Raw genomic sequence first — 18,089 nt, forward strand, 5'->3', positions numbered from 1 at the left:
AGAAATACTAAGTTCAGCAAGATATAATGTGTGAAACAATACAGGGATCGCTTGTCATATAAAAGGTGTTTGCTTAATATCAGCGCCCCTAGAGATTAAACTTCGTGCAACGTGGATTTGCAGACCTACTTTATTAAAAGGCTTACACAGTTCAATGGGAAAATCACTGGTTATCGTGGAATCGCCTGCTAAGGCGAAAACCATCAACAAATACCTGGGCAACGACTTTATTGTCAAATCTAGTGTCGGGCACATACGTGACCTGCCTTCAGGTACAACTGCCACCTCTACGCCTCAAGAGCGTGCAAAGCAGGCTGCTTTGACGCGTAAAATGAGTCCGGAAGAAAAACTTGAGTATAAAAGTAGCAAATCACGTCAGCAGTTGATTTCTAGAATGGGGGTTGATCCAGAGAGCAACTGGAAAGCTCACTATGAAATTCTGCCAGGTAAAGAAAAAGTTGTCGATGAACTAAAACGTTTGGCAAAAAATGCTGACACCATCTATCTCGCAACCGATTTGGATAGAGAGGGAGAAGCAATCGCTTGGCATCTTCGTGAAGCTATTGGTGGTGATGATAGTCGCTATAAGCGTGTGGTATTTAACGAGATTACAAAAAAAGCCATTAAAGCTGCGTTTGACACGCCATCTGAATTAGACATGGATCGTGTAAACGCTCAACAAGCTCGTCGTTTCTTGGACCGAGTAGTTGGCTTTATGGTGTCACCTTTGCTTTGGTCAAAAGTAGCGAGAGGTTTATCTGCTGGGCGAGTTCAGTCCGTTGCAGTTCGCTTAATCGTTGAACGTGAAAAAGAAATCCGTGCTTTCATTCCTGATGAGTTCTGGGAATTAGATGCAATGCTTGCGACGCCATCGAAAGAAGTCATTAAATTCGAGGCTGCAAAATACCAAGACAAAGAATATCGTCCAGTTAACAAGGCGCAATCTGATGAGCATGTTGCTCGCTTAAATGATGCGAAATACCTTGTTAGTAGTCGAGAAGATAAGCCGACAAGCAGCAAGCCATCTGCGCCGTTCATCACTTCTACGTTACAGCAGGCGGCAAGTACTCGTTTAGGCTATGGTGTTAAGAAGACCATGATGCTAGCACAGCGCTTGTATGAAGGCGGTTATATCACTTACATGCGTACTGACTCGACCAATTTGAGTGTTGACGCGGTTGAGGCGTTAAGAGGGTATATTCTTTCCAGCTTTGGCGAGGCTTATTTGCCTGCTGATCCGATACGTTACAGCAGTAAAGAAGGTGCTCAAGAGGCGCATGAAGCGATTCGACCTTCTGATGTTACCGTACGTGTTGATGACTTGCTCGGCATGGAGAAAGATGCACATCGTTTGTATGATTTGATTCGCAGCCAATTCATGGCGTGTCAAATGACGCCAGCAGAATACACGTCAACGACCATAACTGTTACTAGTGGTGAATACGAGTTTAAAGCTAAAGGGCGTATTTTGCGCTTTGATGGTTATACTCGTGCTATGCAGACGGTTGCTAAAAAAGGCGAAGATAATATTTTGCCTGACGTAGGTCAGGGTGAATATTTGGCTCTTAAAGAATTATTGCCTGAGCAACATTTTACTAAACCTGTTGCGCGTTTTAGCGAAGCAAGTTTGGTTAAAGAGCTTGAGAAGCGTGGAATCGGTCGTCCATCAACTTACGCATCTATCATTTCTACGATTCAAGATCGTGGGTATGTACGTGTTGAAAACCGTCGTTTTTACGCGGAAAAAATGGGTGATATCGTTACTGAACGTTTGGTTGATAGCTTTAATTCTTTGATGAATTTCAGTTTTACGGCCCAAATGGAAGAACAGCTAGACGAAATTGCACAAGGTAATAAAGATTGGATTAAAACGCTTAATGCGTTTTATAAAGATTTTAGCTCGGTGTTAGCTAAGGCAGAGTCGCCAGATGGCGGTATGATGCTGAATGAGCCAACACCGACCGATATTGAGTGTCCGACTTGTTCTCGCCCGATGCAGATCCGTACTGCCAGCACAGGCGTATTTATGTCTTGTTCTGGATATGCTTTGCCTCCCAAAGAGCGCTGCAAAGCGACTATTAATCTTATTCGTGGCGACGAAGCCATTGCTGTAGATGATGAAGAGGGTGAATCTAAAGCGCTTATCAATAAGCATCGCTGCAAGATTTGTGGATCGGCCATGGACAGTTATTTGATGGATGAGCATCGCAAGCTTCATGTTTGTGGTAACAATCCGGCTTGTTCTGGTTACGAAGTGGAAACTGGAGTCTTTAAAATTAAAGGCTATGATGGCCCGACACTTGAATGCGATAAGTGCGGATCAGAGATGCAGCTTAAAACCGGTCGTTTTGGTAAATACTTTGGCTGTACTAATGATGAATGCAAAAACACTCGTAAGTTATTGAAGAGTGGTGAAGCTGCGCCACCAAAGATGGATCCAGTGCCAATGCCAGATCTTGCTTGTCAAAAAGTAGAAGATCATTATGTGCTTCGTGACGGTGCAACGGGCTTGTTCTTGGCGGCAAGTCAGTTCCCACGCAAGCGTGAAACTCGTGCCCCATTGGTTGAAGAATTGCTTCCATATATGGATCAAATAGATCCTAAATATCACTTTTTTGCAAAAGCGCCTAAAAAAGATTCTGAAGGTCGCCCAGCCATTATTCGATATAGCCGCAAGACGAAAGAGCAATATGTCATGACGGAAGAGGAAGGTAAGCCAACAGGCTGGAAAGCATTTTATGTCGGCTCTAAATGGGTGATTGAGGAAGGTAAGAAAAAATGAGTGGTGCCAGTTTAGCTAGCTTAACCAATCAAAAACTAGACACGGCAAGACGCTTTATTAAGCAGAGCCAAGATAGTGATGAAGCGTGGCTAAGGGTCGGGCTGGAAAGCTCGGCTATTTTTCAGTTAAGAAGTGCTCTTAATGGTCTGCTAAAAGAAGTGAATGCAGCGTATTCGTTATCTGGATCTCTGGATGTTGCTAAACTATTAGCTGAGTCAGAAGATAAGCAGATTGTTGTTCCTGTGCTGGCGGAGCTCGCTGATTTGTTGTCACGTACTGATTCTTGGTGCTTTCAATTGAACCAGGCATATTTGGTTCAGTTTGAATGTCGTACCTCTATGTCGTCAGTAGTGCAAAGTGATAGTCTAATTGGCCGTGGAAGTGACGCTGGCGCGTCCGTGAGTTTTTATTTGGCCAAGTTGGTCGAATTGGTGTTACGTTTTAGAGAAGAGTCATCAGAGTATTGAATATGAAAGAATCCTACCTAGAAATTGTTGAGCTGGATAATGGCGATATTGTGCTGCGTCCAGCCAGTGAAGATGGTGAGGAAACCGTTCCACTAGCAACATTGCAGATATCAGATGATACTCGATCTTATTTAAAGGATCGTTATTTTGAATTGGCAAAATGCATGTTCCATGCAGGAATTGATTTTGTTTATTCAGATGATTCGTTTTTTGACGAAGATTCGGAATATCTTGATGACGAAGATTTTCGTCCTAAGATTCTGCATTAAGTCTGTGTTGTTGGTGTGAGGCGTAGGTTTACATAAAAAAGCGAAGCATATGCTTCGCTTTTTTATTGGTATGGTGTTGATGAGGTAGCGGCTACTTAAAGTCCTTGGCGAATCACACCAACTGATAAGCCTTCAATGGCGAACTCTTCGCTTTCAAGGTCGACAATGATGTCATTGAACTCTTCGTTCTCAGGAATAAGTCGAACAATACTGCCTTTTTGTTCGAAACGTTTAACTGTTACTTCGTCACCAATGCGAGCAACGACAATTTGGCCGTTACGCACAGTAGTTGTTTTATGCACTGCTAATAAGTCGCCTTCCATTATTCCGATGTCTTTCATGCTGGTACCTGAGACAGATAAGAAATAATCGGCTTGTGGGGAGAACATATTTGCTGGGATGTTTACATGAGAAGCAATGTTTTCTTGGGCTAAAATAGGGTAACCTGCAGCAACTTTGCCTATGACAGGTAAGCCAAGGTTGTTTGTGGGGTCATCATTTGATGCACGATCAACTAAGCGTATTCCCCTTGACGCGCCAGAAAGCATCTCTATTGCACCTTTTTTACTCAAGGCTTTTAGGTGCTCTTCAGCAGCGTTAGGAGATTTAAACCCAAGCCGGCGTGCTATTTCTGCTCTGGTTGGTGGAAAACCTGTTTCACTAATAAATTCGCGAATGGTTTCTAGTACGTCAGATTGTCTTTTGGTTAATTTAATCATAGGTTATCTGGTTGTTTATACAGTTACTGTTATTATATACAGCATTCCTAACTATACTCAATGATATAAATGCTTTCAGACGAACTAAAAAAACAGATTCAACTTGCATACCGAGCATCTTTGGATGCGAAGTCCCATAAACCAAGGGCTGGACAGCGCCAGATGATTGGTGCGATCGCTCGAACTTTGGGTAACATTAAACAAGACTCGGAAGGCGAGCGCCTTGAAGAAAAGCATGTTGCCGTAATTGAGGCAGGAACAGGCACGGGTAAAACTTTGTCATATTGCCTTGCGGCTATTCCTATCGCGAAAGCTCGTGGTCTTAAATTAATTATTTCTACTGCTACGGTTGCGCTTCAAGAGCAGATTTTGCATAAAGAGTTGCCTGATTTGCTTGAACATACGGAGCTGACTTTTAAGTACACGCTTGCTAAAGGGCGAGGACGTTATTTGTGCTTGAATAATCTTGAGGGCTTCTTGAGCTCAGAAGAGCAAGCAATGGACGATATGTTCGCTGGACTTTTCGAGCAGCACCTTCATTCCGATGATATTAATACTGTTCTTTATCAAGAGATGGATGCTGCTTTGCAAAAAGGTGACTGGGATGGTGATAAAGACAATTGGGCTGGTATTGTTCGTGATCAAGATTGGCGTCGCTTAACCACAGATCATCAGCAATGCACTAACCGTAATTGTGCTAATTATTCCGCCTGCCCGTTTTTTAAAGCGCGTGCTGAAATCGAAGTGGCTGATGTGATTGTTGCCAACCATGATTTGGTATTGGCCGATTTGTCATTGGGTGGTGGCGCGATTCTTACCCCGCCAAAAGAAACCATCTATGTTTTTGATGAGGGTCATCATCTTCCTGATAAAGCGATAGGGCACTTTCGTCATGAAGTTCGTTTGCAGCAAAGTATTACTTGGTTACGCCAATTAGAAAAAAATCTGGTTAACTTGAAGCAAGAGTTAACAGACGATGTCAGTGTAACAGGTCAGCTGCTACTAAAAATCCCACAGCAAATACAAAGTATTGTGAACTTTATCCAATATGCCCAGCAGGGGTTAGCGCCTTATATTCAGGGTTTGGGGTTGGATCAAGAAAATAATCAGCACCGTTTCGAGTTTGGCCAAATTCCAGATGAATTACGCCAGCTGGCATACAGTTTACAGACGTCTTATCAAAAGTTGTTTAACAACATTGAAAGCATCCAAGACGAATGTAAAAAGACTAAACAAAATGAAGGGATGGGTGTAACACCTGAAACTGCAGAAACTTGGCAGCCTATTTTAGGTGTCATTCTTGGTCGCTTAGAGCAATGTATTGGGCTTTGGCGTTTGTATTCTACAGTTGATGATCAAAACTATCCGCCTAATGCACGCTGGCTAGTTTTATCTGGTCAAGGGATGGAGCAAGATATTGAACTGGGCGGTTCTCCGATTCTTGCCGCAAACACATTAAAGCAGCAGTTGTGGGATAAATGTTTCGGTGCGGTAGTGACATCAGCTACGTTAACGGCGCTTAATCAATTTCATCGTTTTAATATGCGATCAGGCGTTCCTCGTGAGAGTGAGTATTTGCGCGTTATTAGCCCATTTAATTTCCAAGAAAATGGGCTTTTGGTCGTTCCAGATATGGAGCATGAGCCAAATAGAGTTGAGCAACATACCGCCGAAATTGTTGCTTATTTAGATAAGCATGTGAACACAGAAAAGGGCAGTTTAGTGTTGTTTTCTTCCCGTCGTCAGATGGAGGAAGTGGCTCAGTCTGTGTCTGCAGGATTACAAGAAATACTTTTGATGCAAGGTGAGCAATCTAAGCGCGTTATTTTGGATTCGCATAAATCTCGCATTGATGAAGGGAAAGGCAGTTTATTGCTTGGCTTAGCCAGCTTTGCCGAAGGTGTAGATTTACCAGGTGATTATTTAACCTGTGTGTACATTGCTAAAATTCCTTTTGCGGTGCCAGATGATCCAGTCGAAGCAACGCTAGCAGAATGGATTCAAAAACGTGGTGGCAACCCCTTTATGGAAATTACCATACCAGATGCTTCTTTGCGCTTAGTGCAGGCAACAGGGCGACTATTAAGAAGCGAAAAAGACTCAGGTGAAATACATATTTTAGACAAGCGTCTGAGAACTAAACGTTATGGTAAGCAATTAATTAATAGCTTACCACCGTATAAGTATCAGTAGCTTGCTTCAACAAAGCGTAAGCAAGGGGTGATAAAGCTTTACCAATTAGGTACACTCCTTGCACAGATTATTAACCTCAAAACACAATAGAAGCGTATAGATTCCAATATGGAAAACCAAACTCAAGAAGCACCATCAGAAACCACAGCAAAACCAAAACGTACACGTCGCCCAAATAAGGGTCCAAGAAGTAACGATGATAGCCCTGCAAGCGTCCAAGCGGATGCACCGCAATCAAGCAATGAAACAAAACCTGCAGGGAATGCGAACTCTAAAATTTGGTCCATAGAAGATTTTCCGGTTGCTGAAGTTGAAGGCAAGATGCGCTTCCATGATTTAAATCTTCCTGATCGCGTCATTAAGTCTATTGCTGAAATGGGTTTTGAATATTGTAGTGAAATCCAAGCTGAAACCTTACCAATGACTTTGTTGGGTTATGACATTATTGGTCAAGCACAAACAGGTACTGGTAAAACAGCTGCTTTCCTCATCGCGATGATCAGTGACTTTCTTGATTACCCTCTTGAAGAAAAAAGAGCGAATAATTTTGCGCGAGGTTTGATTATCGCACCAACTCGTGAATTGGCGATACAAATAGCTGATGAAGCTGTAAAACTGACAACGAATTGTCATTTGAACGTCGTAACTTTGGTGGGTGGCTTGAGTTATGAAAAACAAAAGATCGCACTAGAAACTGAAAATGTTGATATTTTGGTTGCCACGCCTGGTCGTTTGTTGGATTTTGCTCGTAGCCGCAAAGTGCAATTGGGTAAAGTGGAATGCTTGGTGTTAGATGAAGCTGACCGCATGTTGTCTATGGGTTTTATCCCTGATGTGAAAAGTATTATTCGCATGACGCCGCATAAAGAAGCAAGACAAACCATGCTGTTTAGTGCGACCTTCCCGAAAGATATTCAAGCGCTGGCACAGCAGTGGACTTACTTCCCTAAAGAAGTATCTGTTGTTCCAAAAGAAGCGACAAATCAAAATATTGATCAAGTGATTTATACTGTTGAAGCGGATCAAAAATGGCCTGTTTTACAGCAATTGATCGAAAAAAATGGCGGTCAACGAACTATTATTTTTGCTAACCGTCGTGATGAAACACGCGACCTTTATGAGCGCTTACGCAAAGCTAATATTAATTGCGCGATATTATCAGGCGAAGTTGCGCAAGATAAACGTGTAAAAACCCTGGCGAACTTCAAAGAAGGCATCATCCAAGTGCTTGTGGCAACAGATGTTGCTGGTCGTGGTATTCACGTGGATAACGTAGAGTTAGTTGTAAACTATTCGTTACCAGAAGATCCTGAAGATTATGTACATCGTATCGGCCGAACTGGTCGTGGTGGTGAAACCGGTAAATCTGTGAGTTTTGCCAGTGAAGATGATGCTTTTATGATTCCTGAGATCGAAAGGGTCGTTGGTGAGAGCATCCGCTGTGAGTACATGGTTGATACATCTCTATAAATATCGCTTAGTTTTTAAGTGAGATAAGATGATTTTAGAACACCATTTTGCAAGTTTGGGTGAGGCGTTTTCTTCGAAAACCCTTGTCCAGCCACTTTTTGAGCAGCGATTGGTTGAATTTAACCAATCGCTCGCTACTCTTCTGTCTATTGATATTAAATCTACCGAAACCAAACGCATCTTAAGTGGAGAAGAAGCTCTGCCTTCTAGCCTAAGTATGGTTTACGCAGGTCATCAGTTTGGTGGTTTTTCACCTCAATTAGGTGATGGGCGCGGTGTGCTACTGGGTGAGGTTCGTGGTCAGGATGGTCTTTTATATGATTTGCATATGAAAGGTGCTGGGCCGACGCCTTATTCTCGTCGTGGTGATGGCCGTGCTGTATTGCGTTCTTGCATTCGTGAGTATTTGGCGAGTGAGGCCATGACAGCTCTGTCAGTGCCTTCTTCCCGCGCTTTGGCACTTTATGATAGTCGAGAGGCTGTTTACCGAGAAACGCCAGAAGCAGGAGCTATGCTGCTTAGGGTTGCGCAAGGTCATATCCGCTTTGGTCATTTCGAATACTTTTTTTATCAAGGTAAGCAAGCGGAATTGGATCAGCTGATTGAATATTGCCTTACGCATTATTACCCTGACTGCTTGGCGACAGAGTCGCCGTTAGAAAGCATGTTAATCGCAGTTGTCAAACGTACAGCTAGAATGATTGCCAAATGGCAATCGATCGGTTTTCAGCATGGTGTAATGAACACAGATAACTTTTCTTTTACCGGTGAAACGATCGATTATGGTCCATATGGTTTTATGGAGGATTATGAGCCAGATTGGGTTTGCAATCATTCAGATCATGAAGGTCGTTATGCGTTCTCGCGGCAACCAGGGGTCGGTTTGTGGAATCTCAATTGTTTGATGCGATGCTTTTCAAAGCTCCTTGAACGGGATCAGCTTATCGCTATCTTGCAGTGCTATGAGCTAGAGCTACAGACTCACTATGATTCATTAATGATGAGCAAAATGGGCTTAAACTCTGTGCAAGATATGCATGAGTTATTACCTGAGCTATTTACAATATTGGCCGCAGAAAAAATGGACTACTCAGTGTTTTTCCGTTTATTGAGCCATTTTGAACAGGGAGGCTTTACGCTTTTGCTTGATGAAGTGGTTGATAGAGAAAGGCTGTCTACTTGGCTTGAACGCTATGAGCTTGCACGAATGAAAAATGATCTAGCATGGCCTAAAGTGAGTGCTTCTATGCTGGCAGTGAATCCGAAGTTCCTGCTGAGAAATTATTTAGCTCATGATGCAATTCTTGCAGCAGAACGAGGTGACTATTTACCCTTCCGCCGTTTATTGAACGTACTCATTACTCCATTTGATGAGCATCCAGAGTCGGATGTGCTCGCGCAAAGAGCGCCAGAGTGGGGTAGGTCATTAGAAGTTAGTTGTTCGTCTTAGTATTGTTCGTTTTTATATAGTTAGACGATATTTTTTAAAGAGAAACAGTCATTATGAAGCATTCTGTGTGTGTATTAGGTGGTGGTAGTTTTGGCACAGCCTTGGCCAATATCATGGCTAAAAATGGTCATCAAGTTAGTCAGTGGATGCGTAATGAAGAACAGGTTGAAGAGATTAATTTGACAGGTCTGAATAGTCGTTATTTACCCAATGCGCCATTGCATCGAGAACTACTGGCGACCAGTAATTTAGAACAGGCAATACGAGATAGTGATACTGTTTTTGTGTCAATTCCTTCTAAATCATTCGAACAAGTAGTTCAGCGCATTGAGCCTTTATTGACGGCGGATAAAATATTAATTAGCACTACTAAGGGTTTTAATCCAAATCGATTTGAACTTATGAGCGATGTTTTGCGTCGAAACCCTATTACTCAAAAAATTGGCGTGTTGAGTGGTCCAAACTTAGCAAAAGAAATTGCTGCAGGTCAAATGACGGGGTCGGTAATTGCTAGTGCTGATGATAAGGTTCGCCAGCGAGTGATTGAGTTGTTGAAATCACCTACTTTTCGAGTGTATGAAAATACCGACAGTACAGGTGTTGAGTTGGCCGGCGCGTTAAAAAATATTTATGCGATTGTGTGTGGTCTTGCTAAAGCTCTAAATGTTGGCGAAAACACCATGTCGATGATTATGACTCGAAGTCTTGCAGAGATGAGCCGGTTTGCTGTGCATTTTGGTGCTAATCCTATGACCTTTCTTGGGTTGGCGGGAATGGGAGATTTGATCGCAACCTGTACTTCACCTTTGAGTCGAAATTACCGTGTCGGCTTTGCTATTGGTTCGGGTCAAGACTTAGATGAAGCCATTGGTGGAATAGGTGAGGTTGCTGAAGGGGTCAATACCTTAAAAATGGTGGTAGATGAAGCCCATAAACATGGCTTATATATGCCTCTTGCAGAAGGTTTGTCTAAATTATTGTTTGAAGGTGCTACGCTGGAATCATTGATTGGTTCAATGATGACTGGCGAGCAAAAATGGGATGTCGAATTTGCGACAAATGAGGGGAATAACAATGTCTAAGCCAGGTTATGCTGATCAAGGTTTTTGGTTTCGTGTGATTTTTATGCTGCTGTATTGGGTGGTTTTGAATATTGCTGTCACTGTATTTGGTGTTTTGCTTGTTTTGGTAAGCTTGGTGAAATTAGGCTCCAAGTATGAGCCAGTCACTTTGTCTTCTTGGTTAAAAAGTGTGACAGCTTTCATCGGTCAGATTTTCTCATTTTTGTCTTTTGAGTCAGAAGAAAAACCTTTCCCATTTCAGCCATGGCCTCAGGTAAATTCGGATGAAGAAGCTTAAGCGCCTATATATATTGCGCCATGGAAATGCTCAACCGTATGGTTATGATCAAGATGAACTTCGTGAGCTGACAGAGCTTGGAGTGGCTGAAGTAAAAACAGCTGCTCGAGCTTTTCGTAATAAGAGTGAGATGTTTGATGTGGTTTTTGTTAGTCCTTATGTTAGGGCGCAGCAAACTGCAAAAGTCTTTTTGGCCGATCTTGATGTTTCTGTTGAGGTTGAAAACTGCCCTCTAATTACCCCGGAAGGCCAAAGCATGGATGTGGCTACTTGGCTAAATGATCTGCCCTATGAATCCATTTTATTGGTTACACATCAGCCTTTTGCACATCAGTTTGTGGACTTTTTGGTTGATGAGCCCTTGCCGGTTAGCTTTTCGATGACGACGGCGACGTTAGCTTCTGTAGAAGGTGAGTTTTTTGCCGGAGCATGCTGTCAATTCTGTTGGTGTATTTCACCATCATAAATTATTTAATTGAATTTAGTGGGTTGGTTAAAAGTAAATATGGGAAATGAAATCGTTTATAAGCTTGCGCATACTGAAATAGCTGCTTTGCAATGGCTGCCTAAAAATACCTCGGCATTTAAAGTATTGTCGCTACATGGGTGGCTTGATAATGCAGCTAGTTTTTCTAACTTATCTCCTCATCTCTCCGATTTTTCTCATGTTGCATTAGATCTTGCTGGACATGGCTTGTCTTTACATCGACCAGCGGGAAGTTTTTATCATTTATGGGATTATGTTTTGGATGTGGTGTCTATTTTAAACCAATCCAAGCAAAGTGTTTGGTTAATTGGTCATAGTATGGGCGGTGCTGTTGCTATGTTGGTGGCTGCTATTGCTCCTGATAAGGTTCGCGGACTGATTGTGCTTGATAATATGGGGCCCTTGAGTGGGGCGCCAGCGGATCGTGTGGTGACGTTACAACGAGCTGTTAATAAAATGGCCAAATATCGCTTGGGTAGGGATACAAGCTATCAAACGAAAGAAGATATGGTACTTGCTCGAATGGATGGTTTCACTCAATTGTCCAAATTCGCGTCAAAAGTGTTAGTTGAACGTGGTGCTAAGCAAAATGCTGATGGGATTTGGACGTGGCGTCATGATGGAAAGTTGACCTTTCCTTCGCCATTTCGGATGGATGAAGAAAGCGTTCAGGCCTTTATTCAGGAAATTAAATGCCCAACTTTGGCTTTGGTTGCTAAAGATGGGATTTATCAGAATGATCATCAGTTAGTTGAAAAGCGCGCGGCTCAATTTCCATGGATAAAGTTAAAATGGCTTGAAGGTAATCACCATTTTCACCTTGAACCGGAGAGTTGCTTTGCAGTAGCAACTGAAATTCAGCGATTTATTGATCAAAACTAATGCGTTAGCCCATCCTTAGTTGGGATGAAAGGAAGGTTGTATGGTTAAGTTTCGAGGCGTGTTGTGCCTATTGGCTGCTTTTAGTAGTGTTTCTTTTGCGGGGGTATTAGGGATTGAGCCTTATCGTGATGCACAGTTAGTTAAAAGTAATTCTCAAGCTGAGCAGTTTGTAGAAATTCCTTTGAGTAAAATTCGCCGTGCTGGCAGTGGATGGGAGCCTGAAACGGTTATTCGTTTGAAAGGTGATTACTTTTCTTCGTTATACAAAATCAATCGCAATGCGCTTTTGTCTGATGTATATACTCACTACCGATCACAAATGTTGAGTGACGGCCGCAGTATCTTATTCGAGTGTGATAGTCGAAGCTGTGGTAGTAGCAATGCTTGGGCGAATAATTTCTTTGGTGATTATCTTTTGTATGGTTCGGATCAAAGTCAGTTTTTGCTTGTTGTTAAAAATAAACAAGATACTTATCAGATCTTATACCTTAATCGTCGCGGTGCTGGTGACGTGATGGTTCGTTTAGATGAAGTGAAATCGGCAGAAGCAAATGATACAGAGTTCGAAATTGTAGCCCAGATGGATGTGCAGGATATTCCTAGAATACGTCGTTTCGTCAGTGATTTACCGGCTGGCCAAAATGTGGTTGGTTTTGTTACAAGTCAAAAAATAGGAACTCTAAGTGCTATTGAGTCGGGGGATCGGCTTATTTCAATGGCGTCGGCAGGTCTAGGGGATCAGCTTAAAGATAAGGTTAGATTTATTAACTTAGCAGATCTTGGTCGCGAATCACTTGGTGTTAATCGCATATCTTTTGTTTATGTTCGTCCTTAGGCGGTAGCAGTGAATACGAAAAAGACAGTTGCTCTGGTTTTAGGGAGTGGAGCGGCGCGCGGTAATGCACATATAGGTGTGATTCAAGCATTTGAAGATCGTGGATATGAAATTGTCAGTATTTCTGGTTGTTCTATTGGGGCGATAGTCGGTGGTATTTATGCTGCGGGTAAGTTGTCTGAGTATCGTGAATGGGCTGAATCTTTAGATCGAATGAATGTTATTCGTCTATTAGATATGTCTATATTGAACGGTGGCTATGTAAAAGGTGATCGTTTTTTTGAGAAAATTCAAGACATGATAGGGGAGCCAACTATTGAGTCCTTACCGATAGCTTACACCTCTGTAGCTGTCGATTTATTGAATCAGAAAGAATTTTGGTTTCAGCGTGGTGATTTGATAAGTGCTATGCGTGCATCCTCAGCTATACCTTCTCTAGTGTTGCCTGTGACGCTTAATGGTCAAATGTATGTTGATGGTGGGGTGTTGAATCCTTTACCTATCATCCCTTCTGTGCCAGCTGGGGCGGACTATATTGTTGCGGTTGATCTTAATGGTCCTGCTGAAAGAGTTGTGAACAATGTTTCTGAGAGTGATCCAGAAGGGCCTGCTTGGTGGTTGAGTACTAAAGGTTTTTTTGGAAAAAACAAAGAAGAAACAGATGAGAAGGCTAAGTATTCTCCAGAAAGTTGGGGGCGATTACAGACTATCAATATGATGTTTGAGACTATGCAAGAATCTCTTACTCAGTATAAATTAGCTGGATATCCGCCAGATTTGCTTATCTCTATACCTAAAGATATCTCTGGTTTCTATGAGTTCTGGCGGGCTAAAGAATTGGTGGAGTTTGGTTATGAAACCGCTTTAAAGGCGATTGATGGCCTTGAATCACCAAAGTCGAGCTATTTTTCTTTCCCTAAAGGCTACTAACAATAGTTTAGCCTATAGGGTTTACTCCTAGCTCTCTAAGTGATCGAGATAGAGATATAAGTGGTAAACCAATTAAACTATTAGGGTCATCACCTTCCATTTTTTCAAAAAGACATACTCCAAGCCCTTCGCATTTAAAACTACCTGCGCAGTCAAGAGGTTGCTCGATTGAAACATATTGAGTAATTTCTTGTGTCGTTAGTACCCTAAAATGAACGTGGTATTCATTTAATGTGTACTTATAAGATTGATCTTGTTGGTTTAAAACGCAAAGACCTGTTAGAAAACTTACTCTTTTACCACTGAAGCAAGAAAGCTGCTTTATGGCATTTTGTTCTGTATGAGGCTTTCCTAAAATCTGGCCATTTAATACTGCAACCTGATCAGAAGTTATAATCAGCTCGTTTGAGCTTTGATTATTTTGTTGGCGTTCGTTATTTACGGCATGCGCTTTGGCAACACTAAGGCGTTTGACTAAATCGACAGCGGATTCTAGGGGGCGTGGGCTTTCGTCAATGTTGGGCGAATGGCATTCAAAAGGAATTCTTAAACGTTCTAAGAGCACTTTTCGGTAAGGAGAAGACGAGCCGAGTATGAGTTTTTTTTGCATTGTTTTTTAATCATTTTATTGGGATGAAAGATGATTTTACTTTTTTTTACCTCTAATGACTTAAAAAAGTGAAAAAAAGCGCTTTAAGAGCAGTTAGACTTTGACAAAAAGGGCCCTTAGCAATATTATCCCCCGCCATGTTGAATGATACGTTACCTAAATATTTTGACCCTCGTAAATACGCTAGCTATGAGCAAGCGTTCGAAGGGTACGTGCCCCTTAATGAATTTAAGGAGCTTTGTGCTATATTAGCCTCTGATGAGGGTAATGCTTTTATTCATCTAGACTTTAGAGTTGATGAGGATAGGCGCTATATTGCTACTGGATCATTAACAGCTCAAGTACAGGTTGTTTGTCAGCGTTGTATGGGGGCTGTTTCACATGATCTAGCGTTAGATTTGTCGCTGGGATTCGTTTATGACGAAGATCATGCTAAGAATCTACCGAATAGTTATGATCCTGTTGTCATGACCGATGGTGAAGTAATTTTGGCAGATATGGTCGAGCAAGAAATTATACTTGCCCTACCAATTGTCGCTTATCACGAAGAAAGTGGTTGCAACCCAACAGCTGTAAAGTATGCCTCGTCTACCGATGACGCACCGGATGACGAAAAACCGAATCCATTTAGTATATTGGCCCAATTAAAGGCTAAGTAAAGTTAGGAGCTCCAAAAATGGCAGTACAAAAAAGTAAAGTAACTCGTTCACGTCGCGGCCAGCGCCGTTCACACGATGCTTTGACAGGTCCAACTCTTTCTGTAGAAAAGACTACTGGTGAACTTCACCGTCGTCACCACATTTCTGCAGATGGTTTTTACCGTGGTCGTCAAGTTATCACCCCTAAAGGTGAGTAACTAAGATACCCATGATCAGGGTAGCTTTAGACGCTATGGGCGGGGACTTAGGTCCCCGCATTGCATTTGACGGTGCAGTAGAGATTCTTTCTCGCTATCCAGATGTCGTCATCACCATCTATTATTTCCCTAATCCAGGTCTTGAACTTCCTGCGCCTCATGAACGTTTGTCTCTGATTGCTTGCACTGACGTTATTGATGGAGATGAAGAGATAGTCTTGTCTTTATTTCGTCGTCGAAATAGTACGCTTTATCAGTCTTTAAGTGCATTGGCTCAGCGGTCGTCGGACGTTGTTGTGACCTTGGGTAATACAGGTGCTATGGTTGCATTAGCTCGCCATATACTGGGTGTGTTACGTCCGAAGCTGTATCCTGCATTAATAAGGGAGCTTTATTCTAATCCGTTGCGATGTTTGGTGGATTTAGGGGCTAATGTCCATTGCCCGCCATCAATGTTGGTTGGCTTTGCAGAGTTAGGTGCGGCTTATATTGAGGCGCTCAGTGATGAAAAGCCAAGGGTTGGCCTGTTAAATGTTGGTGTCGAAAGCTCGAAAGGTAGTGCGGTTATTCGAGAAACGGATCGGCTTTTAGCAAGCAAAATATGGCCTGATTATTTTGGTTATGCAGAAGGAACTGAGCTGTTTGATGGCGATAAAAATGTCATTGTATGTGATGGCATGGTTGGTAATGCTGTACTAAAAGCATCAGAGGGGCTGCTGTCTTTCATGATGAGTAAATTTAAAGGGGTTGACGGCGTATCATCCTTGTTTGAGACTTTTTACCAAACTGAGCGTAGGCATGGTGCTTGTTTAGTAGGTGTGCGTGGCAATTTGGTAAAAGGTCATGGTCGTTCAGATTTGCCTGCGATGATCGGTGCGATAGAGTATGGAATTGATATTGCGCGAGCGGATTTGTATTCTGCGATAGAAGCGCGTCTTTGTAGTTAAGCTTTATAGCTAGGAGATTAAATGAGCACTAAATTAGCTTTTGTTTTTCCAGGTCAGGGTTCTCAGCAGTTAGGGATGTTGGCTGATTTGGCGGAAAAACATGAAATAATAAAGCAAACTTTCGCCGAAGCATCTGATGTTCTTGGTTATGATTTATGGGATCTTGTGCAGAATGATGCTGAGAGACTTAGTCAAACGGATAAAACTCAGCCGGCGCTGTTGACGGCCAGTGTTGCTCTATGGCGCCTTTGGGAGCAGCAGGGTGGTGATAAGCCAGCGTATGTTGCAGGCCATAGTCTTGGCGAGTATTCTGCTTTGGTGTGTGCTGGTGTGATTGCTTTTACTGACGCGGTAGAGCTTGTTAAGTTGCGTGGTGAATACATGCAGCAAGCGGTTCCTGCGGGCGAGGGTGCAATGGCTGCGATTATTGGTCTTGATGATGATAAAGTTGTTGCTGCGTGTGCTGCGGCTCCAGGTATTGTTAGTGCGGTTAATTTTAACTCGCCAGGGCAAGTTGTGATTGCGGGTCATGTTGCAGCTGTTGAGGCTGCGATGGTAAATGCAAAAGAAGCAGGAGCTAAGCGTGCATTGCCTTTACCGGTGAGTGTTCCATCGCATTGCGAGCTTATGATTCCTGCTGGCGCTAAATTAGCCGAGAAACTTGAGACTATTGTTTTTAAATCGCCTTCCTGCACTTTGGTGCAGAATGTTACTGCTCAAGCTGTTTCTGACCCTTCTGTGATCAAGGCAAACTTGGTTTCTCAATTAAGTGAGCCAGTTTTGTGGACACAATCTGTTGTGTTACTTTCGGAATTAGGTGTAACGTCTACGGTGGAGTGTGGTCCTGGTAAAGTGCTGAGTGGTCTTAATAAGCGAATAGTCAAAGGTTTAGAAACATCTTCTTTGGGTGATTTGGCTGGATTTGAAGCGGCTTTGTCTGCGTAATAGTATTTTATTATTTGTTCGAAATGCACTTTTTGAAATAGATTGTTGGAGACAGGCATGGGTCTTGAAGGAAAAATTGCTCTAGTGACTGGAGCTACTCGCGGCATTGGTAAAGCGATTGCTGTTGCTCTAGTTGAGCAAGGTGCGACCGTTATTGGTACGGCAACTAGTGAGTCTGGCGCGCAAAGTATTACTGAATATTTGGGCGCTAATGGTAAAGGCTGGGTGCTTGATGTGTCATCAAGTGAGTCAGTTGATGCGGTAATTAAAGAAATTACTGCTGAATTTGGTGCGCCAACGGTTCTTGTTAACAACGCCGGCATTACTCGTGATAACTTGATGATGCGAATGAAGGAAGATGAGTGGGATCAAGTGATTAATACTAATCTAACTTCTGTTTTTCGTGTTACAAAGGCTTGCTTACGCGGCATGACTAAAGCAAAATTCGGTCGTGTTATTAGTATTAGTTCTGTTGTTGGCTCTATGGGCAATGGCGGACAAACAAATTATTCTGCAGCAAAAGCTGGGCTAGAAGGTTTTAGTCGTTCTTTGGCAGCAGAAATTGCATCTCGCGGTATCACTGTAAATTGTGTGGCTCCGGGGTTCATTGAAACGGATATGACTAAGGTGTTATCTGAAGAGCATAAGGCCAAATTGGTCGAAAAAGTGCCTTCATCACGTCTTGGTCAACCAGAAGAAATTGCGGCAGCTGTCGCATTTTTGGCGTCAAATGGCGCTGCTTACATTACCGGTGAGACATTACATGTCAATGGCGGTATGTATATGTCGTAATTTGAGTTGAATTTTATGTTTAATTCAACGAAAATACGTCTCCGGTTCATGTCGAGAATCACACCTTTTTTGGTGATCGAATTTTTATAATATGCT

General features: G+C 42.5%; 19 protein-coding genes. 17 read left to right on the forward strand and 2 right to left on the reverse strand.

Annotated features, from left to right (window positions below):
- Nucleotides 1-154: 154 nt before the first annotated feature.
- The 3 genes from topA to TY87_RS01680 are packed head-to-tail and all read left to right on the forward strand — an operon-like array spanning nt 155 to nt 3,518.
- Nucleotides 155-2,782: a type I DNA topoisomerase gene (gene topA / locus TY87_RS01670; protein ID WP_100185762.1), complete on the forward strand. Its 2,628-nt coding sequence runs from the start codon at nt 155-157 to the stop codon at nt 2,780-2,782.
- Nucleotides 2,779-3,249 carry a DUF6586 family protein gene (locus tag TY87_RS01675; RefSeq protein ID WP_072839141.1) on the forward strand — a complete coding sequence of 157 codons (471 nt, stop codon included), beginning with the start codon at nt 2,779-2,781 and terminating at the stop codon, nt 3,247-3,249. Before topA ends, TY87_RS01675 begins: the two co-directional genes overlap by 4 nt.
- Before the next feature lie 2 nt (nt 3,250-3,251).
- Nucleotides 3,252-3,518: a hypothetical protein gene (locus tag TY87_RS01680; protein WP_072839140.1), complete on the forward strand. Its 267-nt coding sequence runs from the start codon at nt 3,252-3,254 to the stop codon at nt 3,516-3,518.
- Between the two features lie 95 nt (nt 3,519-3,613).
- On the opposite strand, the gene lexA is transcribed toward TY87_RS01680, so the two are convergent.
- The gene (gene lexA, locus TY87_RS01685) at nt 3,614-4,237 is read right to left on the reverse strand and encodes a transcriptional repressor LexA (protein WP_072839139.1); all 624 of its coding nucleotides are present in this window, start codon (nt 4,235-4,237) and stop codon (nt 3,614-3,616) included.
- Nucleotides 4,238-4,306: 69 nt separating this feature from the next.
- Between lexA and dinG the strand changes: the two genes are divergently transcribed.
- From dinG to TY87_RS01730, 9 genes are all read left to right on the forward strand, one after another.
- Nucleotides 4,307-6,430, forward strand: a complete 2,124-nt coding sequence (gene dinG, locus TY87_RS01690; protein ID WP_100185763.1) for an ATP-dependent DNA helicase DinG — start codon at nt 4,307-4,309, stop codon at nt 6,428-6,430.
- Between the two features lie 108 nt (nt 6,431-6,538).
- Nucleotides 6,539-7,900, forward strand: coding sequence for a DEAD/DEAH box helicase (locus TY87_RS01695; protein WP_072839137.1), 1,362 nt, complete (start codon nt 6,539-6,541; stop codon nt 7,898-7,900).
- Nucleotides 7,901-7,928: 28 nt separating this feature from the next.
- Nucleotides 7,929-9,350, forward strand: coding sequence for a protein adenylyltransferase SelO (locus TY87_RS01700; protein ID WP_100185764.1), 1,422 nt, complete (start codon nt 7,929-7,931; stop codon nt 9,348-9,350).
- 53 nt (nt 9,351-9,403) lie between these two features.
- Nucleotides 9,404-10,432 (forward strand): NAD(P)H-dependent glycerol-3-phosphate dehydrogenase, encoded by a 1,029-nt coding sequence (locus TY87_RS01705; protein ID WP_100185765.1) that lies wholly within the window; start codon nt 9,404-9,406, stop codon nt 10,430-10,432.
- Complete coding sequence (locus tag TY87_RS01710) at nt 10,425-10,709, forward strand: DUF4389 domain-containing protein (protein WP_100185766.1); 285 nt, start codon at nt 10,425-10,427, stop codon at nt 10,707-10,709. The genes TY87_RS01705 and TY87_RS01710 overlap by 8 nt, the downstream gene beginning before the upstream one ends.
- Nucleotides 10,696-11,175 (forward strand): phosphohistidine phosphatase SixA, encoded by a 480-nt coding sequence (gene sixA, locus TY87_RS01715; RefSeq protein WP_072839133.1) that lies wholly within the window; start codon nt 10,696-10,698, stop codon nt 11,173-11,175. Before TY87_RS01710 ends, sixA begins: the two co-directional genes overlap by 14 nt.
- Nucleotides 11,176-11,214: 39 nt before the next feature.
- Nucleotides 11,215-12,078, forward strand: coding sequence for an alpha/beta fold hydrolase (locus tag TY87_RS01720; RefSeq protein WP_232617039.1), 864 nt, complete (start codon nt 11,215-11,217; stop codon nt 12,076-12,078).
- Between the two features lie 40 nt (nt 12,079-12,118).
- Complete coding sequence (locus TY87_RS01725) at nt 12,119-12,913, forward strand: DUF4892 domain-containing protein (RefSeq protein ID WP_100185768.1); 795 nt, start codon at nt 12,119-12,121, stop codon at nt 12,911-12,913.
- 9 nt (nt 12,914-12,922) lie between these two features.
- Nucleotides 12,923-13,843 (forward strand): patatin-like phospholipase family protein, encoded by a 921-nt coding sequence (locus TY87_RS01730; protein ID WP_100185769.1) that lies wholly within the window; start codon nt 12,923-12,925, stop codon nt 13,841-13,843.
- Nucleotides 13,844-13,850: 7 nt separating this feature from the next.
- On the opposite strand, the gene TY87_RS01735 is transcribed toward TY87_RS01730, so the two are convergent.
- Entirely contained in the window at nt 13,851-14,453 is a 603-nt protein-coding gene (locus tag TY87_RS01735; RefSeq protein WP_100185770.1) for a Maf family protein, read from the reverse strand.
- A 137-nt stretch (nt 14,454-14,590) separates the two neighbouring features.
- Here TY87_RS01735 and TY87_RS01740 point away from each other — a divergent pair, with 137 nt between their 5' ends.
- The 5 genes from TY87_RS01740 to fabG are packed head-to-tail and all read left to right on the forward strand — an operon-like array spanning nt 14,591 to nt 17,993.
- On the forward strand, nt 14,591-15,112 hold the full coding sequence (locus tag TY87_RS01740; protein ID WP_072839129.1) for a YceD family protein: 522 nt from the start codon (nt 14,591-14,593) through the stop codon (nt 15,110-15,112).
- A gap of 17 nt (nt 15,113-15,129) precedes the next feature.
- Nucleotides 15,130-15,309, forward strand: a complete 180-nt coding sequence (gene rpmF / locus TY87_RS01745) for a 50S ribosomal protein L32 (RefSeq protein WP_072839128.1) — start codon at nt 15,130-15,132, stop codon at nt 15,307-15,309.
- Nucleotides 15,310-15,320: 11 nt separating this feature from the next.
- Nucleotides 15,321-16,256 (forward strand): fatty acid synthesis protein, encoded by a 936-nt coding sequence (locus TY87_RS01750; protein ID WP_100185771.1) that lies wholly within the window; start codon nt 15,321-15,323, stop codon nt 16,254-16,256.
- A gap of 21 nt (nt 16,257-16,277) precedes the next feature.
- Nucleotides 16,278-17,201 (forward strand): ACP S-malonyltransferase, encoded by a 924-nt coding sequence (fabD, locus tag TY87_RS01755; protein WP_072839126.1) that lies wholly within the window; start codon nt 16,278-16,280, stop codon nt 17,199-17,201.
- Nucleotides 17,202-17,258: 57 nt separating this feature from the next.
- On the forward strand, nt 17,259-17,993 hold the full coding sequence (gene fabG / locus TY87_RS01760; protein ID WP_072839125.1) for a 3-oxoacyl-ACP reductase FabG: 735 nt from the start codon (nt 17,259-17,261) through the stop codon (nt 17,991-17,993).
- Nucleotides 17,994-18,089 lie beyond the last annotated feature (96 nt).

Source organism: Marinomonas sp. BSi20584, assembly GCF_002792415.1.
GTDB lineage: Bacteria > Pseudomonadota > Gammaproteobacteria > Pseudomonadales > Marinomonadaceae > Marinomonas > Marinomonas polaris.